This is a genomic window from Blastococcus sp. SYSU DS0510 (genome assembly GCF_054050835.1).
Genome location: NZ_JBJHAC010000008.1, coordinates 13,804 through 29,409 on the forward strand (window position 1 = coordinate 13,804; position 15,606 = coordinate 29,409).

At 76.1% G+C, this 15,606-nt stretch carries 13 protein-coding genes and 1 pseudogene; 3 read left to right on the forward strand and 11 right to left on the reverse strand.

Annotation, left to right across the window (positions count from 1 at the left end; genetic code table 11):
- The first annotated feature begins 25 nt into the window (after nucleotides 1–25).
- Entirely contained in the window at nucleotides 26–877 is an 852-nt protein-coding gene (locus ACI79P_RS08370; RefSeq protein ID WP_456580575.1) for an alpha/beta fold hydrolase, read from the forward strand.
- Nucleotides 878–926: 49 nt separating this feature from the next.
- On the opposite strand, the gene ACI79P_RS08375 is transcribed toward ACI79P_RS08370, so the two are convergent.
- From ACI79P_RS08375 to ACI79P_RS08420, 10 genes and pseudogenes are all read right to left on the reverse strand, one after another.
- Entirely contained in the window at nucleotides 927–1,310 is a 384-nt protein-coding gene (locus ACI79P_RS08375; protein ID WP_456580576.1) for a VOC family protein, read from the reverse strand.
- A 76-nt stretch (nucleotides 1,311–1,386) separates the two neighbouring features.
- Complete coding sequence (locus ACI79P_RS08380; RefSeq protein WP_456580577.1) at nucleotides 1,387–4,776, reverse strand: ATP-dependent helicase; 3,390 nt, start codon at nucleotides 4,774–4,776, stop codon at nucleotides 1,387–1,389.
- Nucleotides 4,773–7,955, reverse strand: coding sequence for an ATP-dependent helicase (locus ACI79P_RS08385; protein ID WP_456580578.1), 3,183 nt, complete (start codon nucleotides 7,953–7,955; stop codon nucleotides 4,773–4,775). The genes ACI79P_RS08380 and ACI79P_RS08385 overlap by 4 nt, the downstream gene beginning before the upstream one ends.
- A gap of 63 nt (nucleotides 7,956–8,018) precedes the next feature.
- Nucleotides 8,019–8,180: a hypothetical protein gene (locus tag ACI79P_RS08390; protein ID WP_456580579.1), complete on the reverse strand. Its 162-nt coding sequence runs from the start codon at nucleotides 8,178–8,180 to the stop codon at nucleotides 8,019–8,021.
- 163 nt (nucleotides 8,181–8,343) lie between these two features.
- Nucleotides 8,344–9,042: pseudogene (locus ACI79P_RS08395) on the reverse strand (biosynthetic peptidoglycan transglycosylase); the annotation flags it as partial.
- 69 nt (nucleotides 9,043–9,111) lie between these two features.
- Complete coding sequence (locus tag ACI79P_RS08400) at nucleotides 9,112–9,441, reverse strand: MGMT family protein (RefSeq protein ID WP_456580580.1); 330 nt, start codon at nucleotides 9,439–9,441, stop codon at nucleotides 9,112–9,114.
- Between the two features lie 82 nt (nucleotides 9,442–9,523).
- Nucleotides 9,524–10,108 carry a TIGR03086 family metal-binding protein gene (locus tag ACI79P_RS08405; protein WP_456580581.1) on the reverse strand — a complete coding sequence of 195 codons (585 nt, stop codon included), beginning with the start codon at nucleotides 10,106–10,108 and terminating at the stop codon, nucleotides 9,524–9,526.
- A 134-nt stretch (nucleotides 10,109–10,242) separates the two neighbouring features.
- Nucleotides 10,243–11,403 (reverse strand): adenylyltransferase/sulfurtransferase MoeZ, encoded by a 1,161-nt coding sequence (gene moeZ / locus ACI79P_RS08410; RefSeq protein WP_456580582.1) that lies wholly within the window; start codon nucleotides 11,401–11,403, stop codon nucleotides 10,243–10,245.
- Between the two features lie 212 nt (nucleotides 11,404–11,615).
- Complete coding sequence (locus ACI79P_RS08415; protein ID WP_456580583.1) at nucleotides 11,616–12,476, reverse strand: DUF3152 domain-containing protein; 861 nt, start codon at nucleotides 12,474–12,476, stop codon at nucleotides 11,616–11,618.
- A 69-nt stretch (nucleotides 12,477–12,545) separates the two neighbouring features.
- Nucleotides 12,546–13,592: an alpha/beta fold hydrolase gene (locus ACI79P_RS08420; protein WP_456580584.1), complete on the reverse strand. Its 1,047-nt coding sequence runs from the start codon at nucleotides 13,590–13,592 to the stop codon at nucleotides 12,546–12,548.
- A 70-nt stretch (nucleotides 13,593–13,662) separates the two neighbouring features.
- On the opposite strand from ACI79P_RS08420, the gene ACI79P_RS08425 reads away from it, so the two are divergent.
- On the forward strand, nucleotides 13,663–14,304 hold the full coding sequence (locus ACI79P_RS08425; RefSeq protein WP_456580585.1) for a TetR/AcrR family transcriptional regulator: 642 nt from the start codon (nucleotides 13,663–13,665) through the stop codon (nucleotides 14,302–14,304).
- Between the two features lie 149 nt (nucleotides 14,305–14,453).
- Complete coding sequence (locus ACI79P_RS08430; protein WP_346619940.1) at nucleotides 14,454–14,696, forward strand: DUF3107 domain-containing protein; 243 nt, start codon at nucleotides 14,454–14,456, stop codon at nucleotides 14,694–14,696.
- 170 nt (nucleotides 14,697–14,866) lie between these two features.
- Here the strand turns inward: ACI79P_RS08430 and ACI79P_RS08435 are convergent, their stop codons facing one another.
- A complete protein-coding gene (locus tag ACI79P_RS08435) occupies nucleotides 14,867–15,517 on the reverse strand; it encodes a ferritin-like fold-containing protein (protein WP_456580586.1) in 651 nt (216 codons plus the stop codon).
- Nucleotides 15,518–15,606 lie beyond the last annotated feature (89 nt).

Below are 15,606 nucleotides of genomic sequence, written 5' to 3' on the forward strand. Positions count from 1 at the left end.
CCCTCGGACCGTTAGCGTCCGGGGCATGCCCGGAGAGCTGCTGCGGACCGATGTCGGCAACCTGACCTTCGACGTGCGCGTCGACGGACCCGAGGACGGCCGGCCGGTGCTGCTGCTGCACGGGTTCCCCGAGACCTCCGCGTCCTGGGCCGCGGTGACGCCGCTGCTCACCCAGGCCGGCCTGCGGACCTACGCGCCCGACCAGCTGGGCTACTCCCCCGGCGCCCGGCCGTCCGAGGTCGAGGCGTACGCGATGCAGAACCTGGCCCAGGTCACCGCGGACCTCATGACCGCGCTGGAGATCCCGGTCGCCGACGTCGTGGGGCACGACTGGGGGGCCAACGTCGCCTGGACCCTCGCCGCATGGCACGCCGACCGGGTGCGGTCGCTGACCGCGGTCTCCGTCCCGCACCCGGCCGCCTACACCGCCGCCTTCCGGATCGACCCCGAGCAGAAGGAGCGCTCGGCGTACATCCGGCTGTTCTGGCAGCCCGGCAAGGCCGAGGAGGTGCTCCTCGCCGACGACGCGCGGCGGCTGCGCCGGATGCTGCTGGGCGCCGACGGCGACACCGGGGTCTCGCCGGAGGCGGCCGACGAGTACGTGGCGGTGCTGTCGGCACCGGGTGCGCTCACCGCGGCGCTGAACTGGTACCGGGCGATGAGCTCCGACATCCGGGTGGACAAGGTCGAGGTGCCGACGACCTACGTGTGGAGCGACGGCGACGTCGCGATCGGGCGGACGGCGGCGGAGGCGTGCGCGGAGTTCGTCACCGGGGACTACCGCTTCGTGGAGCTGCCCGGCGTCACCCACTGGATCCCGGAGCAGGCACCCGAGGAGCTCGCCCGCGCGGTCCTGGACCGGGTCGCCAGCACCTGACCTCCTGCCCGCGTTCCCGCGGGAACGTGTCGATCGCGGGGCGCGGACGTCAGCGCTGGTCGCGGCGCAGGGGGTGCTCGTCGGGCACCTCGACCAGGACGATCCGCACGCCGTCGGGGTCCTCGATCCACATCTCGACCAGCCCCCACGGTTCCCGGCGGGGCGGCCGGGTCACCGGGACGCCGGCTGCCGCCAGTCGCCGGTGCTCTGCGGCGACGTCCCGGACCTGCAGCCACAGGGCCAGGCCCACCGGGCGTTCCTCCGACCGGCCGGAGACCTCCAGCAGCCCGTTGCCCAGGAAGAAGACCACTCCCGGGTGCTCGGCGGGACCGAACTCGCGGTGCACCGCCAGCCCGAGGACGTCGCGGTAGAAGGCCTGCGACCTCCGGGCGTCCGACGGGCGGAGCAGGATGCGGCTGCTCAGGACGTCCATGGCGCCATCCTGGTCCGAGTGCGCCGGGCGCGCTGGGGATCCCCTGGGCGCGCGGAGCCCGCCCTGCTCCGGACGTTCAGCTCGTCCCGGTGATCAGGGCGAGCAGGCCCGCTTCGTCCAGCAGGTCGACCGGGCGCAGGGTCTCCTTCGCGGCGACGTGGTGGAACCCCGCGCTGACCTGCTCGACCGGCACCCCGGTCAGCCGCGACCAGCCCAGCCGGTACGCGGCCAGCTGCACGCCCACGGCGGCCAGTTCACCGCCGCTCGGCGGCGGTCCCGTCTTCCAGTCGATGACCTCGTAACCGCCGTCCTCCCGCTGGAAGACCGCGTCGATCCGGCCGCGCAGCGTGATGGGGCCCAGCGGCGTCTCGAACGGCACCTCGACCTCGACCGGCTGCCGATCGGCCCACTCGCTGGCCAGGAAGGCCTCGCGCAGCTCCTCGAGGGTGTCGTCGGGCGCGGCCAGCTCGTCGCCGGAGCCGGGCAGCTCGTCGAGGTCGACCAGCCGCGCGGCGCCGAACCGCTCCTCCAGCCACGCATGGAACGCGGTGCCCCGGCGGGCTTGCGGCGCGGGCGCGGCCGGCATCGGGCGGCGGAGCCGGCGGGCCAGTTCGGCCGGGTTGCGGCGGAGGGTGACCAGCGCCGACACCGACAGGTGGGAGGGCAGCGGGACGTCGACGGTGGGGCTGTCCTGCCGCGCCCGCTCGCGCAGCAGCAGGTCGGCGTCGCGCACCCACTGGTCGACCAGCTCGTCGTCCCCGCCGAGGGTCCGGTCAGGGTCCAGCGGGTGGGGCGCCGCCCCCTCGACCAGCTGCGCGGCGGCGGTGAGCGCGCGCCGGCGCGGCTCGGAGAGCGGGTCGGCCGGCCACACGCCGACCGGCCACTCCTCCAGGGCGGGGTTGGTCGCGCCGTCCTCGGGCGCCGGTGCCCAGCGCACGACCGTGCCGGCGCCGGCCTCGCACGCCTCCTTGGCGGTGGTCAGCAGCGACGAGGGACCGCACGGCTTCACACCGTCGCGCCACCAGCTGCCCGAGCAGAGCAGCAGCCGCTTGGCGCGGGTGACGGCGACGTAGCCGAGCCGGATCTCCTCGTCGCGGCCGAAGTCCTTCCAGTCCTGGACGTAGTTCTCCAGCGCGTCGCGCACCGCGGCCTGGTCACCGGAGCCGGGCACCGGCAGCGTCAGCCGCGGCAGCTCCGCCCGGTCGGTGAGCCGCAGGTCGGCCGGGACGGCTCCGGGATCCTTGATCCACGAGTCGCTGGCGTTGGTGCGCGCCGGGAACTGGTCGGCGGTCATGCCGGGCACGACGACGACGTCCCACTCCAGCCCCTTGGCCGAGTGCCCGGTGAGCAGCTGGACCGCCTCCGGGTTGACCGCCACCTCGCCGGGTTCGAGGCCGCGCTCGCGCTCCTCGGCGTCGCGCAGGTAGCCCAGGAACGCCGGCAGCGACGGCAGCTCGGCCAGCTCGGTGAACTCGGCGGCGACACCGTGCAGGGCATCGAGGTGGGCGCGGGCACCGGCCGGGCTGACCCCCGGCGCGCTGGCCAGCTCGGTCTCCAGGCCGAGGGTGCGTGCCACCTCGTCGACCAGGTCGGGCAGCGACTCCCCGATCCGGCCCCGGAGGTGGGCGAGCTCGGCGCCCAGCCGGCGCAGCCGCCGGTACCCCGTGGGCGAGTACTGACCGGCGTCGCCGAGGTCGTCGAGCGCCTCCACGATGCTGCCGCGCTCCTGCGGGGCCTCCACCGCCCCGGCCTCCTCGCCCTCGGCCGGGCGGGCCGGCCGGCGCGCGTGCACCAGGGCACGGGCGCGGGCCTCGAGCGCGGCGAGGTCGCGCGGGCCGATCCGCCAGCGGGCACCGGTGAGCAGCCGGCCCATCGCGTCGCCGGCCGTCGGGTCGACCAGCACGGTGAGGGTCGCGACGACGTCGGAGACCTCCGGCACCTCCAGCAGGCCGCCGAGCCCCACGACCTCGACCGGAAGCCCCCGCTCGCGCAGGGCCGCAGCGATGCCCGGCAGCTGCTTGCGGGTGCGCACCAGCACCGCCACCGACGGCGGGCGCCCGTCGTCCTTCGCCGGAACCGCGGCGTCCTCGCCCTTCCAGCAGGCCGCCAGGCGGTCGGCCAGGGCGGCGGTCTCCTCGGCGACGGTCTCGTACAGCCCGACGGAGACCGAGCCGCGGCCGGCGGTCGGCGCCGGGGCGAGGTCGGGCAGCGGCTGGGCCGGCTCGGGCAGCATCGCGGAGACGGCGTTGGCCACCGCCAGCACCGCCTCGTCGTTGCGCCAGCTGGTGGCCAGCGTCAGCCGCTGCGCCGCACGGCCCGGACCCCCGGGGAACGTCCGGGCGAATCGCTCGATCGTGCCGGCCGAAGCCCCCCGCCACCCGTAGATGGACTGCCGAGGGTCGCCGACGGCGAGCACCGGGTGGCCGCTCGCCCCGCCGAAGAGCGCCTCCAGCATGCGGAGCTGCCCGACGCTGGTGTCCTGGTACTCGTCGAGCAGCACCACCTTCCAGCGTGCCCGCTCCCGCCGGCCGACCTCGGGCGCGGCGACGGCGATGCGCGCGGCGTGGGCCACCTGGTCGGCGTAGTCGATGGAGCCCAGCGCCCGCTTGCGCGCCTCGAACGCCTCGACCAGCGGCAGCAGCGCCACGCGGGCCTTCTGCCGGGCGAGCATCTCGGCGACCGCGGCGTAGGGGCCCTTCTTCCTGGGGGCGTCCGCGTAGCCCGCGATCTGCGCCTCCAGCCGCGCCGTCCAGGCCCGCAGCGCGGCGGGCGTCACGTCGTGCTCGCCCATCTCCGCGGCCAGCGCGAGCACGTCCTCGACGGTGGTGAGCAGGGTGAGCGGCACGTCGGCCATGTCGCCGGTCCAGGCCGCGACGACGGTGGCCGCCTGGCCCCAGCACATGGCGGGGCCGAGCACCCCGGCGCCGGGCTCCACGCCGATGCGCAACCCGTGCTCGGCGACGAGCGCGGCGGCGTAGCCGTGGTAGGTCGAGACGGTGGGCTGCGCGATCGCCAGCCGCTCGCGCAGGTCGTCCTCGGTCTCGGGGTGCCGGGCCAGTGCACCCAGGCGCAGCCGGATGCGCTCGTTGAGCTCGCTGGCGGCCTTGCGGGTGAAGGTGAGGCCGAGGATCGCCTCGGGCTCGACGATGCGGTTGGCCACCAGGTAGGAGACCCGCGCGGCCATCGTCTCGGTCTTGCCCGAGCCGGCCCCGGCGACGACGACCAGCGGCCGGTCGGCCGGCGCGGAGACGACGCCGGCCTGCTCGTCGGAGGGTGCGTAGGACAGCCCGCACCGCGCCGCGACCTCGGCGGGCGTGAGCAGCCTGCGGGGCGCGGGCTCGGGCGCGGCCGCCTCGGCCAGGAGCTCGTCGAAGGACAGTTGAAGGACCCCCGGAAGGACCTCGTCCGCCTCGCCGCTCGCACGCTCGCGGCGAGCCTCTGGACGCGGCCGCTCGTCCGGGGTCATGCGGTCACCTGCCGGCCGGGCTCCTGCAGCGGGCAGCTGCGTCGCGCCGGGCAGCGCGCGCAGTGCGAGCCGGTGCGCACCTCGAAGGTCGCCCCGCCCATGCCGGTGCCCACCTCCGCGACCAGCTCGCCGGCCCAGGTGCCCTCCAGCGGCACGTCGGCCGGCAGTGGTTCCTGGTGCTGCTCCTTGGCCTTCGCGCCGGTGCCGACCTGCAGCAGCGCGGCGCCCCCGGGAGCGGTGCCGTGCTCCTCGAACGCGCCGGCCGCGACCGCCACCTGGTAGGCCGCGAGCTGCCCGTGCTCCTCGGTGTTCTTGGCCGCGGTCTTCCCGGTCTTGAGGTCCACGACCACGAGGCGCCCCTCGGCGTCCCGCTCGAGCCGGTCGACCTGGCCGCGGATGCGCGCCCGCCCCACGACCACGTCGAAGTCCACCTCGGCGCCGACCAGCTCCCGCGGGTTGGCCGCGTGCCAGCGCAGGAAGCGGTCGAGCATGTCGTGGGCGTGCACCCGCTGCCGCTGGTCGGCCCAGCCGGGACCGAGGTCGAGCTGGTCGAGCTCGGCGTCGAGGACGGTGCGCGCGTCGGGCGCGGGCAGCCCCTCGGCCACCTGCTGCGCGACCGCGTGGACCGCCGACCCCACGGTGCGGGTGGCATCGGGCGACGCCTCGGCCCCCACGGCGCCGAGAACCCACCGCAGCGGGCAGCGCTGGAAGGTCTCGATCGCCGACGGGCGCACCCGCACGGGCAGCTCCTCGTCGACCAGCGGGGCGTCGTCCGACAGCGGCGCCAGCCCCCACCACCGGGCCGGTGCCGCGCCGGGGACGCCCTCGTCGGCGAGCCGGCGCAGCAGCGCCGCGGCGGCCGACCGCCGGGCCGGCGGCGTGTGCGGGTCGGCGACCGCCCGCCGCAGCTCCGCGACCAGGGCGGGCAGGGTGAGCGCCCGCGGTAGCTCGGTGAGCGGCCGGCCGTCAGGGGGCGGCGGGGACACCAGGTCGAGGAAGCGGGAGGCGGTCGCCCCGGCGTCGGCGCCGTCGAGGGCGCCCTCGACGGCGGTGACCACCAGCCGCCGCCGGGCCCGGGTGCAGGCGACGTAGAACAGCCGCCGCTCCTCGGCCAGCGCCAGGGCGCGGCGGTCGGTGCCGGCGCCGTCCATGCCGGCCGCCTTCTCGACCAGCAGCTCCGCACCGAGCAGCGAGGCGCGCTCGCGCAGGTCGGGCCACAGCCCCTCCTGCACCCCGGAGACGCAGACCAGATCCCACTCCAGCCCCTTGGCGGCGTGCGCGGTCAGCAGCCGGACCGTCTCCCCGGCGACGGCCCGCGCCGCACCGGTGTCGCCGGGCAGCTCCTGCGCGGAGAGGTGCTCGACGAAGGCCCGCACGTCCGCCGACGGCAGCCGGTCGACGAAGCCCGCGGCGGCGTCGAACAGCGCCACCACCGCGTCGAGGTCGCGATCGGCCACCGCACCGGAGGGGCCGCCCGCGGCGCTGGACCGGGCCCAGCGGGTGGCCAGGCCGCTGCGCTGCCACATCGCCCACAGCACCTCCTCGGCGGTGCCGTCCTGGGCCAGCGCGAACCGGCCGGCGTCGAGGACCGCGGCCACCCGCGCGGCCGGCCGGGCGACGTGCTCGGGCAGGCCCCCCAGCAGGGCCTGGTCGGTGAGCGCGGCGGCCAGCGGGGCGCCTCGCTCGGCGGCGTCGACGCCCTGCTTGGCCAGCGCGATGCGGACGGCGCGGCGGAGCCGCCGGAGGTCGAGCACGGTCGCGCCGCCCAGCGGCGAGGAGAGCAGCGCCTCGGCGCCCGGCTCGTCCAGGCCTGCGGGCTCGCCGTCCGGCCCGGGGAGCAGGGCGGAGAGCGACCGCAGGAACGGGGCGACGGCGGGCTGGGCGGCCAGCGGCAGCTCGTCGGTGGAGACGGCGACCGGCACCCCGGCCGAGGCGAGAGCCCGCCGGAACGGGCCGAGCACCGCGGCGGTGCGCACGACGACCGCCATCCCCGACCACGGGACGCCGTCGAGCAGGTGCGCCCGGCGCAGCACGTCGGCGACGTAGGCGGCCTCGACCGCGGCCGAGCCGAAGACGTGCACCTCGGCCTCGCCGGGAGGTGTCCCCTCCCCGGCGGCCAGGCGGCGGTGCTCCCAGGGGCCGGGCAGCCCCTCGGCCACCTGCCGGCTGATCCGCAGCAGCTCCGCGCCCGAACGGCGGCAGACCCCCAGCGAGACCCGCGACGCGGCCCGCCCACCGGTGTGCCGGAACCGTTCGGTGAACTCGACGATGCCCCGCGGCTCGGCGCCGCGGAACGCGTAGATGGACTGGTCGGGGTCGCCGACCGCGACCAGGTTCCCCCCGCCCCCGGCCAGCAGCCCGAGCAGCTCCACCTGCGCGGGGTCGGTGTCCTGGTACTCGTCGACGAAGAGCCAGCGGGCGCGCTCGCGCTCCTGGCGCAGGAGCTCCGGGTCGCCGGTCAGCTCGAGGATGGCCTGGCGGACCAGCTCCGCGGGGTCGTAGCCGGAGGCGTCGCCGCGGGAGGCGACCCAGAAGTCGCTGACGTTCTCGTACTGCTGCTGGAACGCCGCGGCGTGCACCCAGTGCTCGTTGCCGGTCTCCCGACCCCATGCGGCCAGCCGCTCGGCGTCGACACCGCGCTCGGTAGCCCGCAGGAGCAGCTCGCGGAGCTCGGCGCGGAACCCCTCGGTGCCCAGCGCCGGCGCGAGGTCCTCGGGCCAGCGGACGGTGCCGACCCCCTCGGCGTCACCGCGCAGCAGCTCGGCCACGACGGCGTCCTGCTCGGCGGAGGTGAGCAACCGGGGCGGCGGGTCACCCCGCAGCACCGCGGCCCGGCGGAGCACGCCGTAGGCGTAGGAGTGGAAGGTACGGGCCAGCGGCTCGCGGATGGTGCGGGCGACCCGCGAGGTGATGCGGGTGCGCAGCTCGACGGCGGCCTTGCGGCTGAAGGTCAGGACGAGGATCTGCTCCGGGTCGACGCCCGCGTCGATGCGGGTGGCGACGGCCTCGACGATCGTCGTCGTCTTGCCCGTGCCGGGGCCGGCGAGCACCAGCAGCGGCCCGCCCGGGTGGTCGACGACGGCCTGCTGCGTCGGGTCGAGCACCGGCGCGGTGGTGCGCGGTGGATCACCCGGCAGCAGCCGGTAGACCGGACCGCTCTCACCCCCGCGCTGCGCCACCCCTCGATGGAAGCACGGGGGTACGACGATCCCGCGACGGACGCGGCGGGTGGCGCGGGAGGGTCAGGCCAGGGAGTCCAGCAGGGACTGCTCGAGCATCAGGTCGGCCGCGGTGGTCAGCCATCCGGCGACGAGGAGGAGCGGGAAGGCCCGCTCCTGGTCCAGCGACGCGGTCCCCGCGACCAGCCCGGCCTGGGCCACGGCCCGGCACGCCATCGTGTTCATGCCCCTGTCCTCGGCACGTCCGGGCGGGAACTGGAGCCGTCAGCCCGTGAGGTGCCACTCCTCCTCGGCGATCCGGTCGGCGTCGGAGCGCGAGAGGGCGCCCTCGGCCACCAGCCGGTCGAGCACGTGCGCCTGCCGCTCGGCCGCGAGGTCGGGGGTGCACGAGCGGGTCGTACGCGCTCGGCGCCTGCACCAGTCCGACGAGCACGGTGGCCTGTGCCCAGTCCAGCTCGTCGGGGGCCAGCCCGAAGTACCCCTCGGCCGCCGCCTGTGCCCAGTCCAGCTCGTCGGGGGCCAGCCCGAAGTACCCCTCGGCCGCCGCCTGCACCCCGTAGAACCCGTGGCCGAAGTAGACGGCGTCCAGGTACATGCGCAGCAGCTGCTCGTCGGACCACGCCCGGTCGAGCTTCAGGGCCAGCACCACGGAGCGCGCCCGGGCGCCGGCGTCGGTCGCACCGTCCTCGTAGAGCACGCGGGCCAGCTGGTGCTGGAGGGTCGAGCCCCCCAGGTCGCGGCCGACGGCCAGGCCGAGCGGCGCCCGCAGCGCCCCGCGCCAGTCGATGCCCGGGTGGGAGCCGAAGCGGCTGTCCTCGGTCGCCAGCAGGGCTGCGGCGATCCGCGGGGGCACCTCCCCCGTCGACGGCGTGCCACCGAACGCGTCGAGCCGGGCGGCCACCCGCTGCTCGGCGTCGGCCACCCCGGGGGTCGCCGCCCAGCCGACGGCGAACGCCACGCACAGGAGGACGAGCAGCCCCGCCAGCAGCCGGAGGCCGGCCCGCCGCACGCGGGCCCCGCGCGACCGGACGGGTCGGGACGCGGCCGGGGTGGGGAGCGGGGGCTGCTGCCGGAGCTGCGGGATCACCGGGTCAGCTCACCGCGCGCCCCGGTCAGCGCACATCGCCCCGCAGGGCGATCTCGCCGCCCGCGGTGATCATCCCGCGGGAGGACGGCGCTGCGCGGGCGCCGCCCGGTCGGGCCAGCCGACGGCCGCGAGGTCGACCTTCCCGTCGCGCGCCGGCACCCCCTCGGCGGCCAGCAGCTCGAGCTGCCGGGCGCGGACGGGCTCCGCGGCCGAGCCGTCGGCCCGGACGACGCGGTGCCAGGGCACCGCGGCGCCGCCCAGCGCCAGCGCCCGGGCCACCCGGCGGGGCCCGACGCCCACCAGCCGGCCGATCGCGCCGTAGCTGCTGACCCGGCCGGGCGGGATCCGCTCGACGACGTCGAACACCGCCTCGTCGACGTCCCTGGGGTCCGGGGTCACCCGCCGATCATGGCAAGCGCCGCCTCCAGCCGGGCACCCCGCAGCCGCGGGATGTGCGCCCAGGGGCCACCGCCCGGGCGGCTCAGCCCCTCCGGCCGAACCGGGCCAGCAGGCGGGTCTGCGGGTCGGCCGACGGCGGGACGTCCAGCGGCGGGTCGAACAGCCCGGGGACGCCGCCGTCGGGCAGCCGTTCGGCGTAGACGAGGGCGGCGGTCACCAGCTCGCCGTCCAGCTCGGTGTCCCCGCCGGTGGCCCGGGCGAGGTCCCAGGCGTGCACGGTGAGGTCGGTGGACATCTCGAAGATGTACTCGGCCGCCGGCGTCGGCCCGCGCGAGAGGTGGACCGTGTGCCGGAGGGCGTCGTCCGCGGCGAAGGCGGCCAGCGCGGCGTCGGCGGCGGACTCCCAGCCGAGGAGCGGATCCTCCCCGAGCAGGTCGTCGGTGCCGTCGGGGAAGCGTCCCTCGATCATGTCCACCGGCTCGCCGGCCAGCAGCGGCGGCACCCACAGCGCCTCGTTGACCAGGTGCGCGACCAGGTCGCCGACCGTCCACCCGGGCAGCGCCTCGTCCTCCCACTGGTCCGGCGCCACCGCGTCGACCCGGTCGGTGAACTGGTTCTGCGCGCGCTGGAAGAGCTCGAGGAGCTCCGCCGGGGAGAAGTCGGACATGGACGTCAGTGAAGACGACGACGGCCCGGCCCGCTCCCCGAGGGGAACGGGCCGGGCCGCGGAACGTGCTGGAGCGGCCCCCTCGCAGGGTCCCGGCCCGAGCGGAGCGAGGGCTGGGGGGCGAGGGGGTCCTTCTAGTACGTGGGCAGAGCCTTGTCGATGCGGGTGGCCCACGCCGTCACGCCGCCCTGGACGTGGACGGCGTCCCTGAAGCCGGCGTTCTTCACCGCGGCCAGCGCCTCGGCGGAGCGGACGCCGGTCTTGCAGTGGAGCACGATCGGCTTGTCCTGCGGCAGCTGCGCCAGCGCCCGGCCGGAGAGGATCTCGTCCTTGGGGATCAGCTTCGCGCCGGGGATCGAGACGATCTCGTACTCGTTCGGCTCGCGGACGTCGATCAGCTCGAAGTCCTTACCGGCGTCCATCATGTCCTTGAGCTCGTCGACGGTGATCGTCGAGCCCGCGGCCGCCTGCTGGGCCTCCTCGGAGACGACGCCGCAGAAGGCCTCGTAGTCGATGAGCCCGGTGATCGGCTCACCCTCGGGGTCCTTGCGGACCTTGATCTCGCGGAAGGTCATCTCCAGGGCGTCGTAGACCATCAGCCGGCCGAGCAGCGTCTCGCCGATGCCGGTGATCAGCTTGACCGCCTCGGTGGCCTGGATCGCGCCGACGGTCGCGCACAGCACGCCGAGAACACCGCCTTCCGCGCAGCTCGGGACCATGCCGGGCGGCGGCGGGACCGGGTAGAGGTCGCGGTAGTTCGGGCCGTGGTCGTTCCAGAAGACCGAGACCTGGCCGTCGAAGCGGTAGATCGAGCCCCACACGTAGGGCTTGCCGAGCAGCACGCACGCGTCGTTGACCAGGTAGCGGGTGGCGAAGTTGTCGGTGCCGTCGACGATCAGGTCGTACTGGCCGAAGATGTCGAGCACGTTGTCGCTGTCCAGCCGCGTCTCGTGCAGGCGGACGTCGATGAGCGGGTTGATCTCCTTGATCGAGTCCCGCGCGCTCTCGGCCTTGGACCGGCCGACGTCGGACTGCCCGTGGATGATCTGGCGCTGCAGGTTGGACTCGTCGACGGTGTCGAACTCGACGATGCCGAGCGTGCCGACCCCGGCCGCGGCCAGGTACATCAGCACGGGCGAGCCGAGGCCGCCGGCGCCGACGGCGAGCACCTTGGCGTTCTTCAGTCGCTTCTGCCCGTCCATCCCGACGTCGGGGATGATCAGGTGGCGGCTGTAGCGGCGGACCTCCTCGACGGAGAGGTCGGCGGCGGGCTCCACCAGGGGTGGCAGGGACACGGATGCTCCTCGGGTCTTCTCGACTGCGGCCCCGGAGGACCAGCGTTCACGCGGAGAACAGCGTGACACGCAACGGGATTCCCGCGGCCCCCGGCCGGTGGACGCGGCGGGCCGGACCCGCTGTCCTCCCCCGCCGCAACGCGTCCTCCCTCACCGCAGACGGTGCGGGAGGACGCCCGACGATCAGGTCCCCTGATCCCGGCGGAGGGCGGTCAGGGGTAGGGCCAGGCGTTCCGCACGCAGCCCTGCAGGTCGAGCGTCTGCTGCTGCATCACCGGCGCGGGCTGCCCGGGCCCCGGGCACCGCACGTGGCCGTTCCCGAGCACGTGGCCGACCTCGTGGTTGACCACGTAGCGCCGGTAGGTGGCGATGTCGCCCTCGTAGTGCGGGACGGCGGTCGCCCACCGGGCCAGGTTGATGACGGCGCGGTCGCCGTAGCGGCAGGAGGTGTAGCCGCCGGTGCCCACCCCCGGGCAGTAGGTCTCCATGCTGCCGGGGCTGACGAGGCTCACCCGGAAGTCGAACGCGGCGCCCGCGCCGACCCGCTGGAAGGAGAGGCGCCCGCCGTTCCCCCACGAGCGCGGGTCGCCGAGCGTCGCCGTCACCGCGTCGGCGAACTCCGCGCCGTCCACGCCGATGCCGTCCTCGACCTCGACGATGAACCGCTGCAGCGGGCCGGTGCCGAGCACCTCCGAGCCACCGTCGACGAGGGAGAGGCTGCCCGCGCCGTGCTGCACGTACTCCTCCGCCACCGCCTCCGCCGGGGCTGTCTCCGACGGGCCGGCGTCCCCCTCGGCCGGGGCCAGCGGCTCGGCAGCGGGCGGTGGCTCGGCGGCGGTGGTGGCGATCGCGGGCGCGGACGTGGGGTCCGCGGCGGCGGTGGTCGGCGTCGTCCCCGGGGGGTGGAGGACGAGGTCGACGAGGACGGCGACCGTGGCGACCGCGAGGAGCGGGATCGCGTAGGCGCGCCACCCGTGGCGGCGGACGAACCGGCGCACCCGGCCGCGGAGCCGCGGGTCGCGCCGCCCGGGGCGGGCCGGACCGCGCTCGGCGGGCGGGCCCGGACGAGGCACGGGACGGCCGTCGGTCAGACGTCCTCCCACCGGTCGCCCTCCCGCTCGCTCGCTCCGCCCCCGGTGGGCTCAGGGTCTCACGCTGCGTGGCTCGCCGGCCACAGCCTGCCCGTCCGCCACGCCCGGCCGGGTGGTTCGGCCCTCGACCATGCCGAGCACCGCCCGCGCGGTCGGCTCCGCGGCCTCGAGCATGGCCACGTGCCCGACGCCGTCGAGGAGCAGGAGCCGCCCGTCCGGCACGGTCGCGGCCAGGCGCGGGGCGAGCGCGGGGTCGACGAGCCGGTCCCGCCCGCCCCAGACCACCAGGACCGGCATCCGCAGCCCCCGAGCCGCCCGCCAGGCGTTGGCGGGGCCGAGCCGAAGGTAGGACGTGATCAGGCCGCGCATGCTGCGGGCCAGCGCCCGGTCGGCCCACGGCTGCTCGGCCCGTTCGCGCATCTCCCGGACCGCCTGCTCGAGGCGCTCGCGCGGCACGGCGGACGGGTCCCCGAAGCACATGCGCACCATCGACCGGACGTTCTCGTCGGGGGTGACGGCGGCCAGCCGGCGCTCCGCCAGCGTCGGCACGCCGGGCACCAGCAGGAGCAGCAGCGCCCGGCTGAACGCCGGCGGCACCCGGTACACGGGCATGGCCGGGGACACCAGCGTCAGCGTCGCCACGAGGTCGGGGCGCAGGGCGGCGACGAGCAGGCTCACCAGGCCGCCGAGGGAGTTGCCCACCAGGTGCACCGGGTCGCCGGTGCCCGGGCCCGGCTGGGCGGCGACGTGCTCGAGGACCTCGATGACGGCCCGCACGTGGCCGCGGACGGAGTACCGGGCGCGGGCCGGGGGGCGGGACCGGCCGAACCCGGGGAGGTCGACCGCCCAGCCGTCGAACCGCACCGCGAGCAGGGCCGCGAGATCGGTCCAGTTGGTGGAGGCGCCGCCGAGACCGTGCACGTACAGCGCCCGCTCGCGGGGCGCACCCGCCTCCCCGCCCTCCTCGACCGGCCCCCGCCACGGGGTGCGGCGCACGAACACCGAGCCTCCGCGGACCGGCACCTCCTCCCCCGGCCACGGGGGGAGGGTGGGGTCCAGCGCCGGCAGCGGGGTCGCGGAGAGCTCGGCCTCGGACATCGCCCTCGACGGTAACTCTGCGTACCGTCCATCGAGCGACCTGGGCGGCCGTCGGTAGCATCCCCCTGCCATGCAGCCCTCATCCCCCGCCGCGGCCAACCGGCGCACGTCCCGACTGCCGCGCAGCGCGCGGCGGCTCCAGCTGCTGCGCGCGGCGCAGGACGTCTTCGTGGCGCACGGCTTCCACGCCGCGGCCATGGACGAGATCGCCGTCCGCGCCGGGGTCAGCAAGCCGGTGCTGTACCAGCACTTCCCGGGCAAGCGCGAGCTCTACCTGGCGCTGCTCGAGGAGCACGTCTCCGAGCTCGCCCGCCGCGTGGGCGAGGCGATGGGCCGCACCGCCGACAACCGGGCGCGGGTCGACGCCGCCGTCGGCGCCTACTTCGACTTCATCGACGCCGACGGCGAGGCGTTCCGGCTGGTGTTCGAGTCCGACCTGCGCAACGACGACGACGTGCGCGCGATCGTCGACCGCGGCTCGGCCGTGTGCGTCGAGGCGATCGCGGGCGTCATCGCCGCCGACACGGGCGCCGACCCCGAGCGCGCCCTCCTGCTGGCCTCGGGGCTTTCCGGCCTGGCCGAGAGCAGTGCCCGCTGGTGGCTGCCGCGCAAGGGCACCGTCTCCCGCGACGAGGCGGTCTCGCTCATGTCCGCCCTGGCCTGGCGCGGCATCTCCGGCTTCCCGCGCGTGGAGGGCGACGCCACTTCTTGAGCCGCCCCCTGCAGGGTCCCGCCGCGAGCTCGCGGGTGGTGAGGGCAGCTGTTCCTCGTTTCGCTGACGGCGCACCCGCTCGGCCGGTCCCGCCGCCGCCGTCTGCACTAGCGTTGGGGTCAGTCGCGAAACGAGGAGGCATCGCCCACGTGGAAGTCAAGATCGGCGTCCAGCACTCGCCCCGGGAGCTGGTCATCGACAGCCCCAAGACCCCTGACGAGATCGCGGCCGAGGTGGCCAAGGCCATGTCGGGCTCGACCAAGGACGGCCTGCTCACCCTGGTCGACGAGCGGGGCCGCCAGGTCCTCGTCCCCGTCGACCGGATCGCCTACGTGGAGATCGCGCAGGCCGACCAGCGCCGCGTGGGCTTCATCGCCGGCACCGGCAGCTGACACAAGGCTCCAGGGGAAAGGGGCGCTCCGCGATGCGCGGAGCGCCCCTTTCTGCAAGGTCGTGCCGAGTGGGGCCCGGAGGGTCCCGCGCAGGCACGACGGACGCGCTCCACGCCACAGGGGACGGCACGTGGCCGCGGTGTCGGCCGGAGGCCGACGATGTCATCGCGTCAGGGGTTGAGGCCGAGCGCCTTCATCCGGGCCGTGTGGGCCTGCGTGATGCGCTCGATGAGCCGGCCGATCCCCGAGAGGTCGCCGGTGCCGGAGACGATCAGCTCGGCCAGCGGGTCGTGCTCGGCGATCACCGCCTGCGACCGGGTCATCGCCTCCCCCACCAGCCGCCGCCCCCACAGCGCCAGCCGGCCGGCGACGGTGCGGTCCGCGGCGATCGCGGCGCGCACCTCGCGGACGGCGAAGTCCGAGTAGCCGGTGTCGGCCAGCACCTCGAGCACCAGGCCCCGGTCGGGCTCGGGCAGGAAACCGGCGATCTCCCGGTAGAAGTCGGCGGCCAGCCCGTCGCCCACGTAGGCCTTCACCAGCCCCTCCAGCCAGGTGCTGGGCCGGGTGCTCTCGTGGAAGGTGTCGAGCGCCGAGACGAACGGGGCCATCGCCGCCGCCGGGTCCACGCCCAGCTCCTCCAGCCGGGCGGCGAGCCGGAAGTGGTGCCCGATCTCGGCGGCGGCCATCCGCGCGAGCGCGGCCCGGCCGGTGAGCGTCGGCGCCATGCGGGCGTCCTCGGCCAGCCGGTCGAACGCGGTGAGCTCGGCGTAGGCCAGCACCCCGAGCAGATCGGCGACCGCCGTGTTCTCGACCGGTGGCACGGCATCTCCTGGGCTCGGCGACGAGGGACGCGCGCGTGCCCCGGAGGAGTGAGGCACCCGACACCGGGGAGCGCGGCGCCGAGAGGCTA

Excerpts from the sequence above, each read along its gene's own strand:
- ACI79P_RS08420 (WP_456580584.1), bottom strand. The coding sequence starts at position 13,592 with ATGTCCGAGGCCGAGCTCTCCGCGACCCCGCTGCCGGCGCTGGACCCC.
- ACI79P_RS08375 (WP_456580576.1), bottom strand. The coding sequence starts at position 1,310 with ATGGACGTCCTGAGCAGCCGCATCCTGCTCCGCCCGTCGGACGCCCGG.
- ACI79P_RS08425 (WP_456580585.1), top strand. The coding sequence starts at position 13,663 with ATGCAGCCCTCATCCCCCGCCGCGGCCAACCGGCGCACGTCCCGACTG.
- ACI79P_RS08405 (WP_456580581.1), bottom strand. The coding sequence starts at position 10,108 with ATGTCCGACTTCTCCCCGGCGGAGCTCCTCGAGCTCTTCCAGCGCGCG.
- ACI79P_RS08370 (WP_456580575.1), top strand. The coding sequence starts at position 26 with ATGCCCGGAGAGCTGCTGCGGACCGATGTCGGCAACCTGACCTTCGAC.
- ACI79P_RS08380 (WP_456580577.1), bottom strand. The coding sequence starts at position 4,776 with ATGACCCCGGACGAGCGGCCGCGTCCAGAGGCTCGCCGCGAGCGTGCG.
- ACI79P_RS08390 (WP_456580579.1), bottom strand. The coding sequence starts at position 8,180 with ATGAACACGATGGCGTGCCGGGCCGTGGCCCAGGCCGGGCTGGTCGCG.